Raw genomic sequence first — 17745 nt, forward strand, 5'->3', positions numbered from 1 at the left:
AAACTGTTTAGTAGTGTGAGTTGTATTCAAAAAATCATAGAAATAACATAAAGTCATCCCGATTATTAGGAGCGATTCTAAAACAAGAAAATAGGTATTTAATGATGATGTTGGGTTTTGAAATAAAATTGAAAATAAAATTGAGGCTATGACACCAGTAACACCAATAAGTAGTCCAATGTTCTTTGGTTTGAAAAAGGTTATAGTATAATTATAGAAGATTGATAGTAGAAGTAATTGAATTGGGCTATATATATGGTATATGAAGAGATTGTTCTTTGTTGTAATAGATATATAATAGGCAACAGTTTCTGAAAATGAAGTAAGTAATAAAAGTGCAACAATAAATTTAGCAGATGTGTCTACAACTTTGTAGCGAGTGATACTAATGACAGACACACCTGCTAATAATAAGATATATATTTTTAATAAAATAAGCCACATTAGCTAACAATAATAGTGTCACTAGCAGCATCGCCTACCGTTGGGCAACTGTTAGGGCATGGAGCCATATGGTCTAGTACTTCACCATTAGTCGTGAGTACATAATTACCATTAGCATCATAGCCGCCTACAACCAATGTTAATACTTCTGTTTCAGTACCGTTGATGTCTACCTTCCTTGAGCCCAGCATGAATTTTACATTCTCAATGGCTGCGTTGGCCAGGTAAGTACGCAACAGGGAGGCACTCATGATCATAGATTTTACAGGTACTTTTCCTGTATCATAGTAATCAGTGATGAAATCAGTAATGTAACCGTTGGCGGTAGCAACTGATACTTCCGCGCCATTTGTTGTTTCAGACATAATTGTTTGTTTTTTGTAAAGTGAAAAAATTTAGATGATGAATTAAGCGTTCGTTCCGGTAGGAAGCTGCTAAAGGTATTAAGATATTGCTCCCTGTCATAGGGTGTTTTTCACGTTTTTTTTGTTGAAGAAAATTAGTATAGAAGGGAAATAAAAAACGCTCCTGCTTAACGGCAGGAGCGTTTTTGTATATTATTATCGACAACCTTGTTACAGACTCAGGTCCGCATCGTTGTTGTCATCAGCCGGCTTTTCGGCTTTGGTCTGTTCGTTGTTATTCTCGTTGCGCGGGCGCTCACGGCGTTCGCCACGGTTATCATCACGACGGCGGTCGTTACCACCACGGCGGTCACCACCATCACGACGGCGGTCGTTACCACCTCTGCGGTCGCCACGGTCGCCCCTGTCGCTACGCTCGCGTTGCTCAGGCTCTACATAACCTTCAGGCTTTGTCATCAGCACTTTGCGGCTCAGGCGCAGTTTGCCCGATTTAGGGTCTGTACCTATCAGTTTTATCTTAACGGTATCACCTTCGCTCAGTACACCTTCCAGTGTATCCAGGCGTTTCCAGCTTACTTCAGATATGTGCAGCAAACCTTCTTTACCCGGCATGAACTCGATGAACGCACCGAAAGGAACGATAGACTTCACTTTACCTTCGTAAGTTTCACCTACTTCAGGCACAGCTACTATACCTTTTATCCATGACAATGCCTTGTCGATCTTGGCCTTATCAGAAGCGAATATCTTCACTTCGCCACGGTCGTTCACTTCTTCTATTGAGATAGTGGTACCTGTTTCGCGCTGAATTTCCTGTATGATCTTACCACCCGGCCCGATAACCGCACCAATGAACTCACGGTCGATGTTCAGCTGAACAACACGCGGAGCATGTGGTTTCAGGTCTTCGCGTTTTTCAGGTATTGCCTCATACATTTTATCGAGTATGTGCAGGCGGCCTTTGCGTGCCTGCTCCAGCGCTTCGCGCATTACGTCCATACTCAGGCCATCTACTTTGATGTCCATTTGTATACCGCAAATACCATCGCGTGTACCTGTTACTTTAAAGTCCATATCACCCAGGTGATCTTCATCGCCCAGTATGTCTGTCAGGATAGCATATTTAGGACCATCGGATATCATACCCATTGCCACACCACCTACGTGTTTAGGGAAAGGTACACCTGCGTCCATCATAGCCAGTGAACCTGCGCACACGGTAGCCATAGATGAAGAACCGTTAGACTCCAGTATATCAGATACGATACGTACTGTATACGGAAAATCTTCTCCTGTAGGCATCATCTGTGCCAATGAACGCTTGGCCAGGTTACCATGTCCTACCTCGCGACGGCCGGGGCCACGCATTGGTTTTGTTTCACCGGTAGAGAACGGAGGAAAGTTATAGTGAAGTATGAAATTGTTATAGTCTGATGTTGCAGCTGTTTCAACCAGCAGCTCATCTTCGCTGGTACCAAGTGTTACAGTAGTCAGCGATTGTGTTTCACCACGGGTGAACAACGCTGAACCGTGCGGAGAAGGCAATACGTCCGTTTCTATTGTTATCGGGCGCACCTCATCCAGCTTACGGCCATCCAGCCTTACACGTGTATCCAATACCATATCGCGAACAACTTTCTTCTCCAGTTTGTAGAAGTATTTGTTCACTAAGGCCATCAGGTCGCTATCCTCTTTTTCTTCGTCTGTCAGTGTTTCTTCAAACTCTGTGTGTATTTTCTTAAAGCCTTCGCTGCGTTCGCCTTTAGGCAATGCACCTTTGGCTATTTCCAGTATGCGTGCTGCTGCAAAATCGCTTACGCGTTTCTGTAGCTCTTCGTTAGAGGCTGCTTCAGCTACTTCACGTTTGCCTGCAACACCTTTTTTATCACGCAGTTCTTCCTGCAGTTTTATTTGTGTGCGGATGGCTCCGTGTGCCAGTTCCAATGCTTTAACGATGTCTTCTTCGCTGCACTCTTTACTTTCACCTTCCACCATCATGATGTTATCCTGTGTAGCGGCAATGATGAAGTCCATATCCGCATCTTTCAGTTGTGTGCGGGTTGGGTTTACTATCATTTCACCATTTACACGACCTATGCGTACTTCAGAGATGATCTCCTGTATAGGCACGTCAGAAACTGCCAATGCAGCAGATGCAGCCAGGCAGGCCAGTGCGTCAGGCATCACTTCAGGATCAGATGATATCAGGGTGATCAGTACTTGTACATCGCAATAATAATCGTCAGGGAACAGTGGGCGCAGTGCACGGTCTACCAGCCTTGAAATAAGTACTTCAGAGTCAGTGATACGTCCTTCGCGCTTGAAGAATGAGCCTGGTATGCGGCCTGCAGATGCAAATTTCTCCTGGTAATCAACGGATAACGGGAAAAATGACTGTCCCGGTCTTGGTTCTTTGGCAGCAACAACTGTAGCTAAGATCATACAGTTGCCCTGGCGCATTACAACAGCGCCGTCGGCCTGGCGCGCCATACGCCCGGTCTCTATGCTTACCTCGCGTCCGTCATCCATTTTATAGGATACGGAAATCGGGTTTGGAATCATAAAATATTTTTAAATGTGTTCATAAAAGACTATTCCCAACTAAGAGTTGGGAATAGTTAAATAAAGTAATAACCTACTTACGGATGCCTAATTGTTCTATCAGAGAACGGTAAGACGTCAGGTTGGTACGGCTCAGGTATTGCAGCAGGCGCTTGCGGCGACCTACCATTTTCATCAATCCGCGGTGGGTAGAGAAATCTTTTTTATTTGCTTTTAAATGAGCGGAGATTGAGTTGATACGCTCAGTAAGCAAAGCGATTTGGCCCTCGATAGACCCGGTGTTGGTTTCGCTACCACCGTACGTTTTGAAGATATTAGCTTTCTTGTCAGCTGTTAAATAAGACATTTACATCAAAATTTTAATATAACTACACTTTTTCAGCTTGCAAAGATAGGGAAATCCTTTAATAAAAGTGTTTTTCGTAAAATATATTTAATGTAATGCGGGTACGGGTCAGGAGTATAAGTTGCATATTACATAACTTGCTCAAAAATAGCGGTTTATATTTATTTTGATGCATTCCAGTAGTTATAGTGTAATGTACCTGCGACAATAAGCCCAGGTACACAGGTGTCAATCATATACAATAACCATAAAAAGCTTTGTCTGCTCGGCTACAATTCGGGATATATGCCATACACATGGGTCTATTATTTTCGATTTACAGAATGGTTGGAGCTCCTTCTGAAATCTCCTGATAATTCTATCATCCCCGGGTTTGTTATGTTGAAGATTGCTCCAATCGCTGAAATGCTGTTCAAGTGGTGTTTCAAATATGTAATAGAACCTGAATGGCTTTCCGCATGACTCACTGAATATCTTCTGTATCCTCCTGGATGCTCTCGGCATCTCATTATGTATCATCTCGCTGATGTTTATCTTGATATGGTTCTTTGAGTTTATAATCTTCAGTAACTCTTCATTGGTCATGCTTGTGGTTATAAAATGATTGATGAGTAACAAGGCGCTGATGCTTACTTGTCCTTTTGCCGCAGCCTTTTTTAGATAAGGCATATAAAAATTGTGGTGAGCGTGGTCGTGTATCGCCAGCAAGGTAGCGTTCAGTGAGCCGTTCTCAATGGTGGGCCAGCCGTATTCTGTTACATAGCTGTACAGAAAGGAGAAGTTCGTGCTATCAATCCTCCTCATCCGTTCGTTTATTTTCCGACAGCTAAAGGTGTCAGCACATTTCTCCAGCATATGCCTTACCAACTGGTCTTCTTCTGCCATTTTCTCAAAACGTAGATAAGCGTCTGACTTGGGTGCATGAAAGGCGCTATCGTATTGTGCAAGGCATTTAGCACGGGCATCTGTTGTTAATATATATGCGGCCAGCATAGTATCCGGCCTTTGGGTATTGCGCCATTCCCACATCAGGTAGTATGGTGTTATTTTCAATAGTTGTTCGCTTGCTTTGATACTATCGCTGTAGTCGGATAGTCCGGCCATACGTTGAAAATATGCCATAGATGATTCGTTGGAACCTGTTCGTATCTGTTCCAACTCGCCCGCCTTTAAGGTGTCCGACTGCGCATGTAATATTCCCGTGAAATATATAATGATGAATAAAAGTGAGTAAAGGGTTTTCATATGATAAAAATACAAGCCGTTATTGTTTATACCGTGTTATGTTTATTTCAATAGCTTTTATATGTTGCAGAGTATTATCTTATAAACTGGAAGAGTTGATAAGATATTTGTTATCTGTTATGAAGCTCTTTCTTTAAGAGTTGTTCTTCTTTTTTGTCATACAGGTCAGTTCGTGTGCATTTATCAGTATAATAGATATTTATCTCATTCCCATGATGGTATATGGGCATCACAGTAGCATATACAATGTAGTCTGCATTTTTAATAAAATCTACTCCACACATTCCAGCGCCAACCTCACTATAAATTATAATAGTATCTGAACTATATCCATTTTTAGTTTTGAATACGTTATCTGTTTTAAAGGTATAGGCAATTAATGCTTGTTTAAAAAGAGATTCAGCGTACTCTACAGAGTCTGGATCTAATTGCAGATCACCTGAATAACGAAGTAACCTTACAACTTTTTCATCTAATACTCTGCCGGAAATAATAAAGTCAGCATTTTTAATAGCAGAATCAATGCAAGGTTTTACATCACATTCGCATGCGTGGGCAAGCCATGATACTAACATTAATAATAACAGTACATAAGTCTGTTTCATTATATAAATATACATAATGACCGATTGAAAATAATAGCCTGCCAACACCGGATACTCTCAACTGTAAACCGTAAATTTGGGCTATGGGACAGTATAGTATCGGCGAGGCCATACAACTATTGATGCAGAAGTCGGGGTGGAAACCCAAGGTCACGGAACTGCGCATTCGTGACGAATGGGAGCAGATAGCCGGCAAGACCATTGCCAAATATACCCGCGACCTGAAAGTGTATAATGGCACGCTGACCATATATACAGATGTGGCTCCGCTGAAACAGGAGCTGAACATGGGTAAGGAACAACTGAAGGCTACCATCAACGAGTACCTGAAGGATAATGCCATTACTGAGATCGTAATAAAATAATATACATGCCTGAAAATACAGACCACGACAAATACAATATCAACCTGGATATTCGCCATGGGCACCAGGAGTTGATAGACATCCCATCGATAGTAGATGCCTGTAAGGAAAAGTGGTGGAACCAGACTCTGACGCAGGTGAATGATAGCGTTGTGCGTCTCGGTGTTATAGAAGGTGATTTTCACTGGCACAAGCATGATAATGACGATGAGTTCTTCTATGTGGTAGAAGGTACATTGTATATAGACATTGAAGGTGACCGTACCATAGAACTTGGCCCCAAACAGGGAGTGACCATATCAAAAGGAATGATGCACCGCCCCCGTGCCCCGAAGAAAGTAGTGATGCTGATGGTGGAGACGGCTAATATTATTCCTACAGGAGACTAAAATATCCCCTTCAGTTCGCTCAGGCAGGCAACCTCATAGGTAGGCTTTTCAGTATGAGCTATTCTTGCCGGGTTAAAGTACACCTGGTCCCAACCCGCATTTTTCGCACCGATAATATCTACTTCCAGTGCGTCGCCAACCATAATGCTTTCTTCTATAGCTGCACCGGTTGCTTTCAGTGCATATTCAAATATACCGGGGTGGGGTTTCATAGAATGTCCCCGTTCTGATGTGATGATCTCAGTAAAATAATTGCTGATGCCGGAGAATTGTAGTTTCATTCTCTGCGTCAGGTCAAAGCCGTTGGTTATCAGGTGCATGGTATACCTGCCGTTGCAGTGGTCCAGCATTTCTTTGGCATGTGGCATCAGTTCTGTCTGCAGAGGGAGTATTTCCAGGTAGGCGCTGCTCATTTCGTGGGCCAGGTTGATGTTGTTTATCTTATAGTCCAGCAGGGTAAGCCAGAACCTTTTCCAGCGCAACTCTTCGCGGCGTATCAGCCCTTTGCGGAAACGGTCCCATTGTAATTGGTTATGGTCGTTGTATTTCAGTAAAAAATCATCAAAATCTGTAACGCCCTGCTGCTCCAGTTGCAGCTCATTATACACGCGTTTCAGGGTATTGGCAGAGTTCAGGTCAAAATCCCATAGGGTATGATCCAGGTCGAAGAAAATATGCTTGTATTTGTTGTTCATATCTCTGCAATACCGGTGGGGTATAAAAACGTCAGAGCCACCCCGGAAACGGAGTAGCTCTTATATATTTAACAGGTAAACGCTTATTTCTTGCGATAGTATATCTTATCGTCCATGAACTCGTTTACGGCTTGCAGAGGTGCATTGGCCATACGCTCATAGATGCGTGATATTTCTATCTGCTCTTTGTTCTCGTGAATTTCTTCCAGGTTGTCAGTGTGGCTGCTGAACTCGTCCAGCTTGCGGTGCAACTCTTCTTTCATAGTTACTGCTATCTGGTTGGCACGTTTAGACATAACAACGATAGATTCGTACAAGTTGCCTGTCCTTTCTTTGATAGCCAATGAGTCACGCGTTTCTATCAATGGGTTAACGGCTGCCATAGCCCTTTTGTTACTGCTCATTTCTTAACTTTTTTATGCTGTTATCGGCAAGCGTAACATACTTTTGCGCTTCGCCTGTATATTTTGATTGGGGGTATGTTTCTTTCAATTCCCGGAAGGCGTTCAGCGCATTGGCATAACGTTCTTCCTGCTTTGCTTTAATACTTTGTTTAGCGTACTGGTACCATGCCTTTACGATCATGTACTGGTATTTATCGCTGTTGGCCGACTCAGGGTATTCCAGCAACACCTGCTGGTAAGCAATACTTGCGGCTTTGTAGTGCCCTATGTTATAATATAGTTTAGCTGATGCGGCCTCTTTCGTCTCCAGTTTTTTCCTGCAGGCATCTATCATCCTGTTGGCCTCCGGTGCCCTTTTGCTGGTTGGATAAGCGTTCAGAAAAGTCTGCAATGCACCCACTGTTTTGTGGGTATATGATTGGTCCAGCGATGCCTTGGGTGACTCCTTAAACAAACAGAACGCATGCATGAACTCACACTCTTCAACATCTTTGCTCTTTGGAAAGAATTCAGCGAAGTTTTTGAAGTGGTAAGACGCTGAGATATAATCCTTCATGTAATAGAAGGTGTAGGTGTACCTGTAATACAACGGCTCGTAGTTACGGGTATTCTTCATTACAGGTATCAGGCTTTCATATACAGCGTTGGCCTGCGGGTATTTCTTTTGCTCGTAGTACTTATTGGCCTTCTCCAGTTTCATGTTCACGTCATTGCTTTTCAATACCCTTTCGTATCCGCTACAGGACGAAAAAAGTACAGCTAAGACAAGTACATACAATAAGTTATGAACAGCAGTTCGCATAATAAAGAGGTGCAAAGCTAATACAAATCCTAATGTTTACCATAAATACTCTGTAAAACTCTGTTAAAAGGGTCTTTCAGGGAATTATACAGTCAATTCACAAGTAATCCACATAAATCCACAAGATGTTAACATGAAGTTATGCAGGCATGGTTGATATCGACCTGAAACCCTTTGTGGCACAAGCTTTCAGGCAATATGATATATGTGGAAAAATTCATTCCTGTCAAATGGTGGTAAATAGTGTCAAATCGTGTTATTTTGTGTCAATAGTCGTCAATTTTAGATTTTCTATAAAAAATGCTCAACCTCGTTGGTGAATATGAGATATCGGTGGATGCCAAAGGCCGTTTTTTACTGCCCGCGTCATTCCGTAAGCAACTGCCCGAGGGTAGTGGCGAGCGATTTGTCATCAACCGTGGTTTTGAGAACTGCCTGACATTATACCCGTTAGATACCTGGAATAAGATAGCCACAGAGGTAGACGGGTTAAGTGATTTCAAACCGGAAGTCAGGAAATTTAAAAGGCTGTTCCGCAACGGAGCTTCGTTTGTAGACGTAGACTCAGCTGGCAGGGTGCTGGTACCTAAAATGCTGTTGGAACATGCCGGCATAACTAAAGATAAAGATATGGTTTTTACCGCACAGGGCAACAAAGTTGAGCTGTGGGATAAAGATACCTACTATGCATATATCAACGACTACAAAGATGATTTCAGTGATTTGGCAGAGCGTGTGACGGGAGGTAGTGCGAAACCGTTAGATAATTAGTAGCGTATGGAGACAACCGGATTTTACCACAGGCCCGTTATGCTGCACGAAGCGGTAGACGGGTTGGGGATAAAACAAGAAGGCGTTTATGTTGATGCCACCTTTGGCGGCGGCGGACATAGCGGGGAGATCTTAAAAAGACTGGGTGATGATGGCAGGCTGATAGCTTTTGATCAGGACAGTGATGCCTGGAAGAACAAACCGGCAGATGAGCGGCTGATAGATGTGCACGAGAACTTCAGGTATATGAAACGTTTCCTGAAACTGCACGGCTACCCTGAGGTAGACGGTATACTGGCTGACCTTGGGGTAAGCTCTTACCAGTTTGATACAGGTGAGCGGGGGTTCTCGACAAGGTTCGACGGGCCACTGGATATGAGGATGGATAGCCGTGGCGAGCTGACGGCAGAAGAGTTGCTGAAGACTTACAGCGAGGCCGATCTGTTGAGAATATTTGAGCAATATGGTGAGGTGAGGAACTCGAGGCAGCTGGCAAAGCATATTGTTGACAACCGCAATAAGGTCGCGTTGAATAGCATTGCCTCTTTAAAAGCGCTGTTGGAGCAGGTAATGAAAGGCAATCCTAATAAATACCTGGCGCAGGTGTTCCAGGCATTGAGAATAGAAGTGAACGACGAACTGGGTGCATTGAAAGACCTGCTGGAACAATCGGTACAGTGCCTGAAACAGGGAGGGAGATTGAGCATCATCACTTTCCATTCGTTGGAAGACAGAATGGTAAAACAGTTTATGAAAAGAGGAGTTTGGGGTGAGGTGGAAACGGATGTGTTTGGCAGGGCCGTGACGGAACCGAAGTTGAAGCCGCTGAACAACAAACCCATAGAGGCTTCGGAAGAAGAAACAAGAGAAAATCCACGTGCGCGCAGTGCACGTTTACGTATAGCTGAGAGATTGTAAATGAGCAAAGAGACAAAAAATACTAACGAAGTGCAGGATGCCTCAACTCCTGTGCAGCGTGTTCGCAACGATTGGAAAGCGTTGGTGGAAAAGTTGTCTTACAAGGCTATTGTAAATAATGTTCCCTTCCTGGCATTTGTGGCTTTACTATGTGTGCTGTACATCGGCGCGAATAAGCGTGCAGTAGACACGCAGCGTGAGCTGAATAAACTGAATGATACCCTGAAGGAATTGCGCTGGGAGTATATGGACGCAAAATCGCAGATGATGTATGCGCAGATGGAGACGGAGGTAATAAGGAATGCATCGAAAATTGATCTGAAACCAATGCTGATGCCGGCATTTAAAATAAAAAGAGACACAACAACCATTACACAAACTCACTAATTGAACATTAAAAAGGACATACGGTTCAGGGTGTACGTTGCTTTCACAGGCATGTGCTTGTTTGGTTTGGCTATACTTATCAAAGTGGTGATGCTGCAGGTGAAAGAGGGGCCGAAACTGCGTGCGCTTGCGGAGAATATCCACACGCGTAGTACCGTGTTGCCTGCAGACAGGGGCAATATATATACAGAAGGGCACGACCTGCTGTGTTCAACCATCCCTTTATTCGACGTGTTTGTAGATTTTTCTGTTATTGATTCGACGTTGTTTTACCAAAACGTTGACACATTATCCCGTCAATTATCAACGCTGCTGAAAGATAGGAGCTCTTCCGCTTATGAAAGAGAGCTTAAGGCAGCATATCGTGATAAGGAACACCACAAATACTGGTCGCTGTGCAAAAATGTACAGTACAACGAATACCAGGAGATGCGTGCTTTCAACATCTTCAATAGGGGCAAGAACAGGGGCGGTTTTATTGTAGAGCCTAAGACCAACCGCATCAATCCATATGGTATGCTGGCCTACCGTACAATTGGTTTGTGGAGGGAGAACGCGCAAACCGTAGGGTTAGAAGCTACTTACGACAGTGTTTTGCGTGGTTACTCAGGCAGCAGGGTAGAGCAAAAAATGACGGGTAATGTATGGATGCCCATAGAGGGAAGTGTGATAGAGCCAAAGAATGGTAAGGATATCATCACAACGCTCGACCTGGATATTCAGGGTATAGCAGAGTTTGCCGTGAAAGACCTGTGCGAGAAGTATGACTTACAATACGGCACTTGCGTGGTAATGGAGGTAGCTACCGGCAAGATACGTGCGCTGGTGAACCTCGGTTGCCAGGACGACGGTAAATACTTTGAGGACTTTAATTATGCCATGATACCTACCGAGCCGGGTTCTGTTTTCAAGCTGGTGACATTGACAGCGTTGCTGAATGATAAGTATGTGACGATAGATAATATAGTAGATGCTGAAGGCGGGCGGATACGTTTCGGTAACCTGACGATGAAAGACTCGCATTTTGGTTTGGGTAAACTGACCATTAAAGATGCATTTGCGCATTCATCAAATACAGCACATGCCAAACTGGCCAACCAGTATTACTATAAAGAGCCGGAAAAATTTGTGGCACAGGTAAAAAAGCTGCACCTGCATGAAAAGACAGGTATAGACCTGGCAGGTGAACGCAGGCCTGTTGTAAAAACACCGGAAAGTAAGTCGTGGAGCCAGACCACTTTGCCGTGGATGGCTACCGGGTACGAAGTGCAGATAACACCGCTGCATACATGCATGTTATACAATGCTGTTGCGAACAATGGTAAGATGATGCGCCCGTACCTGGTGAGTGAGGTGAAGGAATACGGTAAAACAATATTTAAAAGAAAGCCTGAAGTACTGGAGCAGGCCATTGGCGACTCTGCAACGGTTGCACAACTGCGTGCTTGTGTTGAGGAAGTAGCGCTGACCGGAACTGCAAAAAGTATTCAGAGCCCGTTCTATTCCATTGCAGGAAAGACGGGTACAGCGCAGGTAGCTGACAAAGAAATTAAATACAGCGATGGCGTTTATCAGGGTTCTTTTGTCGGGTATTTTCCCGCAAACGAGCCCCGATACACCATCGCCGTAGTAATGCGTACCAAGAAGCGTGCCCATACTTATTACGGCGGCACCATAGCTGCTCCAGTATTCAGGATGATAGCAGACCGCGTATTTGCCGCGGGCAAAGGGTGGGATATGCCGTCTGACAGCCTGGATAGGTCAAAAGCAAAAGTGTTAATAGCACAAAAGGCTACAGGTAGCAGCTATCACACTCTGCTGGGTGCAGTGGGTAAGTATGCGCCTGTGCGGGAGGATGGTTATATAGAACAGGTATCAGTAGACAGCAGTAAACAATTGGTAGTTCAGGAGCAACCTGTATACAAAGGTTATGTGCCGGATGTAAGTGGTATGGGTTTGAAAGACGCAGTTTATTTATTAGAGAAGGAAGGCTTGTTAATACATATTAAAGGAAAGGGAAAGGTCCGGGCGCAGTCTGTTGCGCCCGGTACTATTGCTCAGCGCGGGCAGGAGATAGTGCTGGAATTACGTTCATGAGGCAACTGAAAGACATATTGATCCATGTGCAGGTACTGCAGTCAACAGGAGATACTTCTGTTGAGGTAAAAGGCATTTGCATCGACTCACGTAAAACGGAGCCGGGTTTTGTATTTTTAGCTGTAAGGGGAACGCAGACCGACGGGCACTTGTTTATTGACAAAGCGATCAGCTTAGGTGCAACAGCTATCGTAGCTGAAGAAATAAATGGAGATAAGAAAGAAGGTATTACATACATAGAGACGAGAGACACAACTGCTGTAGTCGGCGTCATGGCCGATGCCTTCTACGGCAGTCCTTCTTCGCACATGAAAGTGGTAGGCGTAACGGGTACCAATGGTAAAACTACTGTGGCTACATTACTCTACCAGTTGCATGAAGCACTGGGCTATAAGTGTGGATTGATATCAACAGTGCAAAATCATATTCATGACAAAGTGATCCCGGCTACACATACAACACCCGATCCCGTGGCGGTTCATGGCTTACTGGCAGATATGTATGCCGCAGGGTGTACGCACGTGTTTATGGAAGTAAGCTCACACGCTATACACCAGCAAAGAATAGCGGGTATACAGTTTGCAGGCGGCATATTTACCAATATCACGCACGACCACCTGGATTATCATAAAACCTTTGATGAATACATCAGGGTGAAAAAGATGTTCTTTGACAACCTGCCGAAAAAGGCATTTGCCCTGACTAATGCCGATGATAAACGTGGGCTGGTAATGCTACAGAACACCAAAGCTGAAAAATGTACTTACAGCCTGCGTACGCCTGCTACAATTAAAGGCAGAGTGCTGGAGAATAATCTTACCGGCCTGGTGATGGACATCAATGGTGTAGAAACGCACTTCAGGATGATAGGCATATTTAATGCGTACAACCTGATGGCGGCATATGGAGCGGCGGTACAGTTGGGCGAAGATAAGATGACCGTACTGGCGCAACTGAGCAACCTTGCTGGTGCACAAGGGCGGTTCGAAACAATCATGTCAATAAATGAAAAAGTATTAGGCATAGTAGACTATGCGCATACGCCTGATGCTTTGATCAACGTGCTGGCTACCATCAACAACCTGAATGTAAAAGGCAGGCAGGTGATAACGGTAGTGGGTTGCGGTGGCGACAGGGATAAAGCTAAGCGACCGCTGATGGCTCGCGTAGCTTGTGAGCACAGCAGCAAAGCGATACTGACGGCTGATAATCCAAGGACGGAAAAAGCAGAAGATATACTGGATGATATGGTAGAAGGGCTGTCCTTGGCCAATATGAAAAAAGTATTGAGGATAACGGACAGGAGAGAGGCGATAAAAACAGCGTGTACACTTGCCGGCGAAGAAGATATAGTGCTGGTGGCAGGCAAAGGACACGAAACATACCAGGAGATAAGCGGTGTACGTCATCATTTTGACGACAGGGAAGAACTGAAAGCGGCATTTGAATTATTAAATAAATAAACAACAGAGGAAACACAGAGGATGTTATACCACTTGTTTACATACTTGAGAGAACAATACGGGCTGTTTGGCGCGGGTATATTCTATTATATCACATTCCGCGCTGCGATGGCTATTATTCTTTCGCTGGTAATTACCACGGTTTTGGGTAAGGGCCTGATAGGCTACCTGCGTAAAAAGCAGATAGGAGAAACAGTACGTGACCTTGGCTTACAGGGCGAGGCACAAAAAAGAGGTACGCCAACTATGGGTGGTATCATCATCATCGCGGCTATACTCATACCTACTTTGTTATTTGCCAAGCTTACGAACATATACATCATCCTGATAGTGTTGTCTACCATATGGCTGGGCATGGTTGGTTTCCTGGATGATTATATCAAGGTGTTCAAAAAGAACAAAGAAGGTCTTGCCGGTAGGTTCAAAATAATGGGACAAATAGGGCTGGGCCTGATAATAGGTGTTGGTTTGTATACCAATGATAACGTAGTCACCACACGCGAGGTTATTCCCGGTCAACAGGTATTATACAACCAGGCCGAAAGGCAGGTGTCAGAACCTTTTACCCGTGTCGATCAGGAAGGGAAGGAACACACATATGTACACGTAAAAGCTGTAACTACTACCATACCATTTATAAAGAGCCACGAGATGAGCTACAGTAAGATAGCAGGCATCTTTGGTGAAAAGGCGATAGGTATTGTTACACCTATCGTGTATGTGCTATTCGTGATATTCATCATCGTAGCTGTTTCTAACGGAGCTAACATGACGGATGGTATCGATGGGTTGGCAACAGGGGTATCGGCTATCATAGGTATCTGTTTGGGTGTGTTCGCATACGTGTCGGGCAACTATGTGTTTGCCGATTACCTGAACATCATGCATATACCTTACCTCGGTGAGTTGTCCATATTCATTGCTGCATTTATCGGTGCATGTGTGGGCTTCTTATGGTACAATGCCTATCCGGCACAGGTATTCATGGGCGATACAGGCAGCCTGGCGCTGGGCGGTATCATAGCCACACTGGCTATCATGATGCGCAAGGAGTTACTGATACCTATCATTTGTGGGATATTCCTGGCGGAGAATTTATCAGTAATGCTGCAGGTGGCGTATTTCAAGTATACCAAGAAAAAGTATGGCGAAGGCAGGCGCATATTCCTGATGTCGCCGCTTCACCACCATTACCAGAAGTTAGGCTATCACGAAAGTAAAATAGTAACAAGGTTCTGGATAGTAGGTATAGTGCTGGCGGTATTGAGTATAGTAACATTGAAAATGCAATAATGAGCGGAGACAAACAAAAAAAGCTGGTGGTTCTGGGTGCTGCTGAAAGCGGTATCGGTGCTGCGCTGCTGGGTCAGCAGCAGGGCTGGGATGTGTTTGTCAGTGACGGAGGCAAGGTAAAAGATAAGTATAAGAGCGAACTGGATGCGGCGGGCGTTCGTTATGAAGAAAATCAGCATACAGAAGAGATAATTCTGAATGCTGACTGTATCGTGAAGAGTCCCGGCATAAGTGAGAAGGTACAGATAATGAAAAAGGTGCGTGAAGCGGGTATTGAAGTGTGCAGCGAGATAGAGTTTGGCTACAGGTACAAGGCGGATAGCAAGATCATTGCTATTACAGGTACCAATGGTAAAACAACTACTACATCGCTTACGTATCACTTGCTGAAGGATGCAGAGTATGATGTGGCGATGGTGGGCAATATCGGATACAGCTTCGCAAGGCAGATAGCCGTTAAGCCGCATAAATGGTATGTGATGGAGATAAGCAGTTTCCAGTTGGATGATATCCACTGGTTCAAGCCGGATGTTGCCGTGCTGCTCAATATCACACCCGACCATTTAGACAGGTATGACTACAATTTTCAGAACTATATAAATGCGAAATTCAGAATTATTGAAAACCAGACTGAGGGAGACTACTTCGTCGTTAATTATGACGACCCGACTATCAGGCAATACATCACAACCCATTTTATTCAATCAAACACAATTTATTTCACGATGAGCGAGCAAAACATCACGAATGAGGGAGGATTTATCAACGACGACAAAATGCACATCCGTTTTAACGGGGAAGAGATGAACATGTCTATACATGATCTCACAACAAAAGGTAAACACAATCAATACAACAGCATGGCTGCAGGTATCTCCGCCCACATTGCGGGCATCCGTAAGGAAAAGATAAGAGAAAGCTTTTCCAGTTTTAAAGGCCTGGAACACCGCCTGGAGCATGTAGCCACTATAAGAGGGGTTGAGTTTATCAATGACAGTAAGGCTACCAACGTGAACTCTGTATGGTATGCACTGGAAAGCATGAATAAGCCTACCGTGCTGATACTGGGTGGACAGGATAAAGGCAATGACTATAGTGAGATACTGGAGCTGGTGAAAGAGAAAGTGAAAGCCATTGTGTGTATGGGTGTTGACAACGCACCGATACATGCAGCGTTTGATGGAGTAATAGAAACAATTGTAGATACAACCTCTGCAAAGGATGCGGTAAACGCTGCTTACGCATTGGCAGAAAAAGATGATGTTGTGTTGCTGGCTCCTGCCTGCGCCAGCTTCGACTTGTTTAAAAATTATGAAGACAGGGGCGAACAGTTTAAAGAAGCGGTACGCAACCTGTAATTAAAGATAAAGAAGAACAGAGATGAAACAATTGCTGAAACAGACCAAAGGAGACCAGGTGATATGGGCGGTGGTAATTATACTATCGTTCGTCAGCCTGTTGGCTGTTTACAGTGCAACCGGTTCGCTGGCATATAAACATGATACCAATTCGAGCTACTATCTTATCAAGCAGATATTGATACTCGGCCTTGGACTTGTTATCATATACCTGGTGCACAGGGTGAACTATACCAAGTTCGCTAGGCTGGCGGTAGTGTTTTATTTAATAAGCATACCACTGCTCATCTACACCTTGTTCTTTGGTGTTAAGCTCAACGAAGGTTCGCGCTGGATAGCATTGCCCGGTACGGGTATCACGATACAGACATCGGCATTGGCCAAGCTGGCATTGTTCCTGTTCCTGGCGCGTATGCTCAGCATGAAGCAGAATGTGATCAAAGATTTCAAAAAAGGCTTTTTGCCTGTATTGACTCCTGTGCTTATCACGGCTGCTTTGATCGCTCCGGCAAACCTCTCTACTGCTGTAATGATAGGTGTTACCAGTTGCATCATGTTCTTCATAGGCAGGGTGAGGGTAAGGCATATCATGTTGCTGGCATTTGCTGGTATCATTGGAGGGTTGTTGTTGTATGGTGTGTCAAAGATAACGGGTGTAGGCCGTGCCGCTACATGGGAAAAACGTATCACTGATTTTGTGGGTAGTTCTGAAGACGGTGTAGAAAAAGAAGATGTGTACCAGGTGCTGCACGCCAAAATTGCTATCGCTAACGGAGGCATAAAAGGCCTGGGACCGGGCAACAGCCAGCAAAGGAATTTTTTGCCGCACTCTTATTCTGATTTCATTTATGCGGTGATCATTGAAGAGTACGGGTTGATCGGGGGAATGGTGATCGTGTTCTTATACCTGCTGTTCCTGTGGAGGAGCATACTCATATTCAGGCGATGTCCATATGCATTCGGTGCATTCCTGGCTGTGGGGTTGAGCTTAACGCTTGTATTCCAGGCTATGCTGAATATGGCGGTGAATGTGAACCTGATGCCTGTTACAGGGTTAACGCTGCCTCTGGTAAGCATGGGTGGTTCTTCGGTTTGGTTCACAAGTATAGCTATAGGTGTGATACTGAGTGTGAGCAGGTATGTAGATGAAACAGAAGGCAAAAAGAAAGCGGAGATGGAAAAAGCTGTGGCAGAGAGTGAAAGATCTGTGAATGGTAAACTGGCAATGGGATAAGG

18 protein-coding genes are annotated in these 17745 nt (G+C 44.4%); 10 read left to right on the plus strand and 8 right to left on the minus strand.

Annotated elements, in window-relative coordinates; all coding sequences use genetic code 11:
• Nucleotides 1-443 precede the first annotated feature (443 nt).
• From H6550_04005 to H6550_04025, 5 genes are all read right to left on the minus strand, one after another.
• The gene (locus H6550_04005; protein ID MCB9045287.1) at nucleotides 444-809 is read right to left on the minus strand and encodes a hypothetical protein; all 366 of its coding nucleotides are present in this window, start codon (nucleotides 807-809) and stop codon (nucleotides 444-446) included.
• 210 nt (nucleotides 810-1019) lie between these two features.
• The gene (gene pnp / locus H6550_04010; GenBank protein MCB9045288.1) at nucleotides 1020-3371 is read right to left on the minus strand and encodes a polyribonucleotide nucleotidyltransferase; all 2352 of its coding nucleotides are present in this window, start codon (nucleotides 3369-3371) and stop codon (nucleotides 1020-1022) included.
• Between the two features lie 73 nt (nucleotides 3372-3444).
• Nucleotides 3445-3717 carry a 30S ribosomal protein S15 gene (gene rpsO, locus H6550_04015; protein MCB9045289.1) on the minus strand — a complete coding sequence of 91 codons (273 nt, stop codon included), beginning with the start codon at nucleotides 3715-3717 and terminating at the stop codon, nucleotides 3445-3447.
• 228 nt (nucleotides 3718-3945) lie between these two features.
• Nucleotides 3946-4962 carry a hypothetical protein gene (locus H6550_04020; GenBank protein ID MCB9045290.1) on the minus strand — a complete coding sequence of 339 codons (1017 nt, stop codon included), beginning with the start codon at nucleotides 4960-4962 and terminating at the stop codon, nucleotides 3946-3948.
• A 110-nt stretch (nucleotides 4963-5072) separates the two neighbouring features.
• Nucleotides 5073-5567 (minus strand): hypothetical protein, encoded by a 495-nt coding sequence (locus H6550_04025; GenBank protein MCB9045291.1) that lies wholly within the window; start codon nucleotides 5565-5567, stop codon nucleotides 5073-5075.
• A gap of 83 nt (nucleotides 5568-5650) precedes the next feature.
• Here H6550_04025 and H6550_04030 point away from each other — a divergent pair, with 83 nt between their 5' ends.
• Nucleotides 5651-5932 (plus strand): DUF721 domain-containing protein, encoded by a 282-nt coding sequence (locus tag H6550_04030; protein MCB9045292.1) that lies wholly within the window; start codon nucleotides 5651-5653, stop codon nucleotides 5930-5932.
• 5 nt (nucleotides 5933-5937) lie between these two features.
• Nucleotides 5938-6321 (plus strand): cupin domain-containing protein, encoded by a 384-nt coding sequence (locus H6550_04035; GenBank protein MCB9045293.1) that lies wholly within the window; start codon nucleotides 5938-5940, stop codon nucleotides 6319-6321.
• Here the strand turns inward: H6550_04035 and H6550_04040 are convergent.
• The 3 genes from H6550_04040 to bamD all read right to left on the minus strand — a co-directional run bounded on the left by H6550_04040 (nucleotide 6318) and on the right by bamD (nucleotide 8222).
• Nucleotides 6318-7016 (minus strand): noncanonical pyrimidine nucleotidase, YjjG family, encoded by a 699-nt coding sequence (locus H6550_04040; GenBank protein MCB9045294.1) that lies wholly within the window; start codon nucleotides 7014-7016, stop codon nucleotides 6318-6320. The genes H6550_04035 and H6550_04040 overlap by 4 nt on opposite strands.
• An 83-nt stretch (nucleotides 7017-7099) precedes the next feature.
• Nucleotides 7100-7420 carry a DNA-directed RNA polymerase subunit omega gene (locus tag H6550_04045; protein MCB9045295.1) on the minus strand — a complete coding sequence of 107 codons (321 nt, stop codon included), beginning with the start codon at nucleotides 7418-7420 and terminating at the stop codon, nucleotides 7100-7102.
• Nucleotides 7410-8222, minus strand: a complete 813-nt coding sequence (gene bamD / locus H6550_04050; GenBank protein ID MCB9045296.1) for an outer membrane protein assembly factor BamD — start codon at nucleotides 8220-8222, stop codon at nucleotides 7410-7412. Before bamD ends, H6550_04045 begins: the two co-directional genes overlap by 11 nt.
• Before the next feature lie 300 nt (nucleotides 8223-8522).
• On the opposite strand from bamD, the gene mraZ reads away from it, so the two are divergent.
• From mraZ to H6550_04090, 8 genes are read left to right on the plus strand one after another with little or no spacing between them, the layout of a single operon-like run.
• A complete protein-coding gene (mraZ, locus tag H6550_04055; protein ID MCB9045297.1) occupies nucleotides 8523-8993 on the plus strand; it encodes a division/cell wall cluster transcriptional repressor MraZ in 471 nt (156 codons plus the stop codon).
• 6 nt (nucleotides 8994-8999) lie between these two features.
• Nucleotides 9000-9911, plus strand: coding sequence for a 16S rRNA (cytosine(1402)-N(4))-methyltransferase RsmH (gene rsmH / locus H6550_04060; GenBank protein MCB9045298.1), 912 nt, complete (start codon nucleotides 9000-9002; stop codon nucleotides 9909-9911).
• Nucleotides 9912-10298: a hypothetical protein gene (locus tag H6550_04065; protein ID MCB9045299.1), complete on the plus strand. Its 387-nt coding sequence runs from the start codon at nucleotides 9912-9914 to the stop codon at nucleotides 10296-10298.
• Complete coding sequence (locus tag H6550_04070; GenBank protein MCB9045300.1) at nucleotides 10299-12395, plus strand: transpeptidase family protein; 2097 nt, start codon at nucleotides 10299-10301, stop codon at nucleotides 12393-12395.
• Nucleotides 12392-13858: a UDP-N-acetylmuramoyl-L-alanyl-D-glutamate--2,6-diaminopimelate ligase gene (locus H6550_04075; protein MCB9045301.1), complete on the plus strand. Its 1467-nt coding sequence runs from the start codon at nucleotides 12392-12394 to the stop codon at nucleotides 13856-13858. Before H6550_04070 ends, H6550_04075 begins: the two co-directional genes overlap by 4 nt.
• 21 nt (nucleotides 13859-13879) lie before the next feature.
• Complete coding sequence (locus tag H6550_04080; GenBank protein MCB9045302.1) at nucleotides 13880-15151, plus strand: phospho-N-acetylmuramoyl-pentapeptide-transferase; 1272 nt, start codon at nucleotides 13880-13882, stop codon at nucleotides 15149-15151.
• On the plus strand, nucleotides 15151-16509 hold the full coding sequence (murD, locus tag H6550_04085; protein MCB9045303.1) for a UDP-N-acetylmuramoyl-L-alanine--D-glutamate ligase: 1359 nt from the start codon (nucleotides 15151-15153) through the stop codon (nucleotides 16507-16509). The genes H6550_04080 and murD overlap by 1 nt, the downstream gene beginning before the upstream one ends.
• 22 nt (nucleotides 16510-16531) lie before the next feature.
• Nucleotides 16532-17743 carry an FtsW/RodA/SpoVE family cell cycle protein gene (locus tag H6550_04090; protein MCB9045304.1) on the plus strand — a complete coding sequence of 404 codons (1212 nt, stop codon included), beginning with the start codon at nucleotides 16532-16534 and terminating at the stop codon, nucleotides 17741-17743.
• Nucleotides 17744-17745: the final 2 nt, after the last annotated feature.

The sequence above is a fragment of the Chitinophagales bacterium genome, assembly GCA_020636495.1.
Taxonomy (GTDB): domain Bacteria; phylum Bacteroidota; class Bacteroidia; order Chitinophagales; family Chitinophagaceae; genus UBA5543.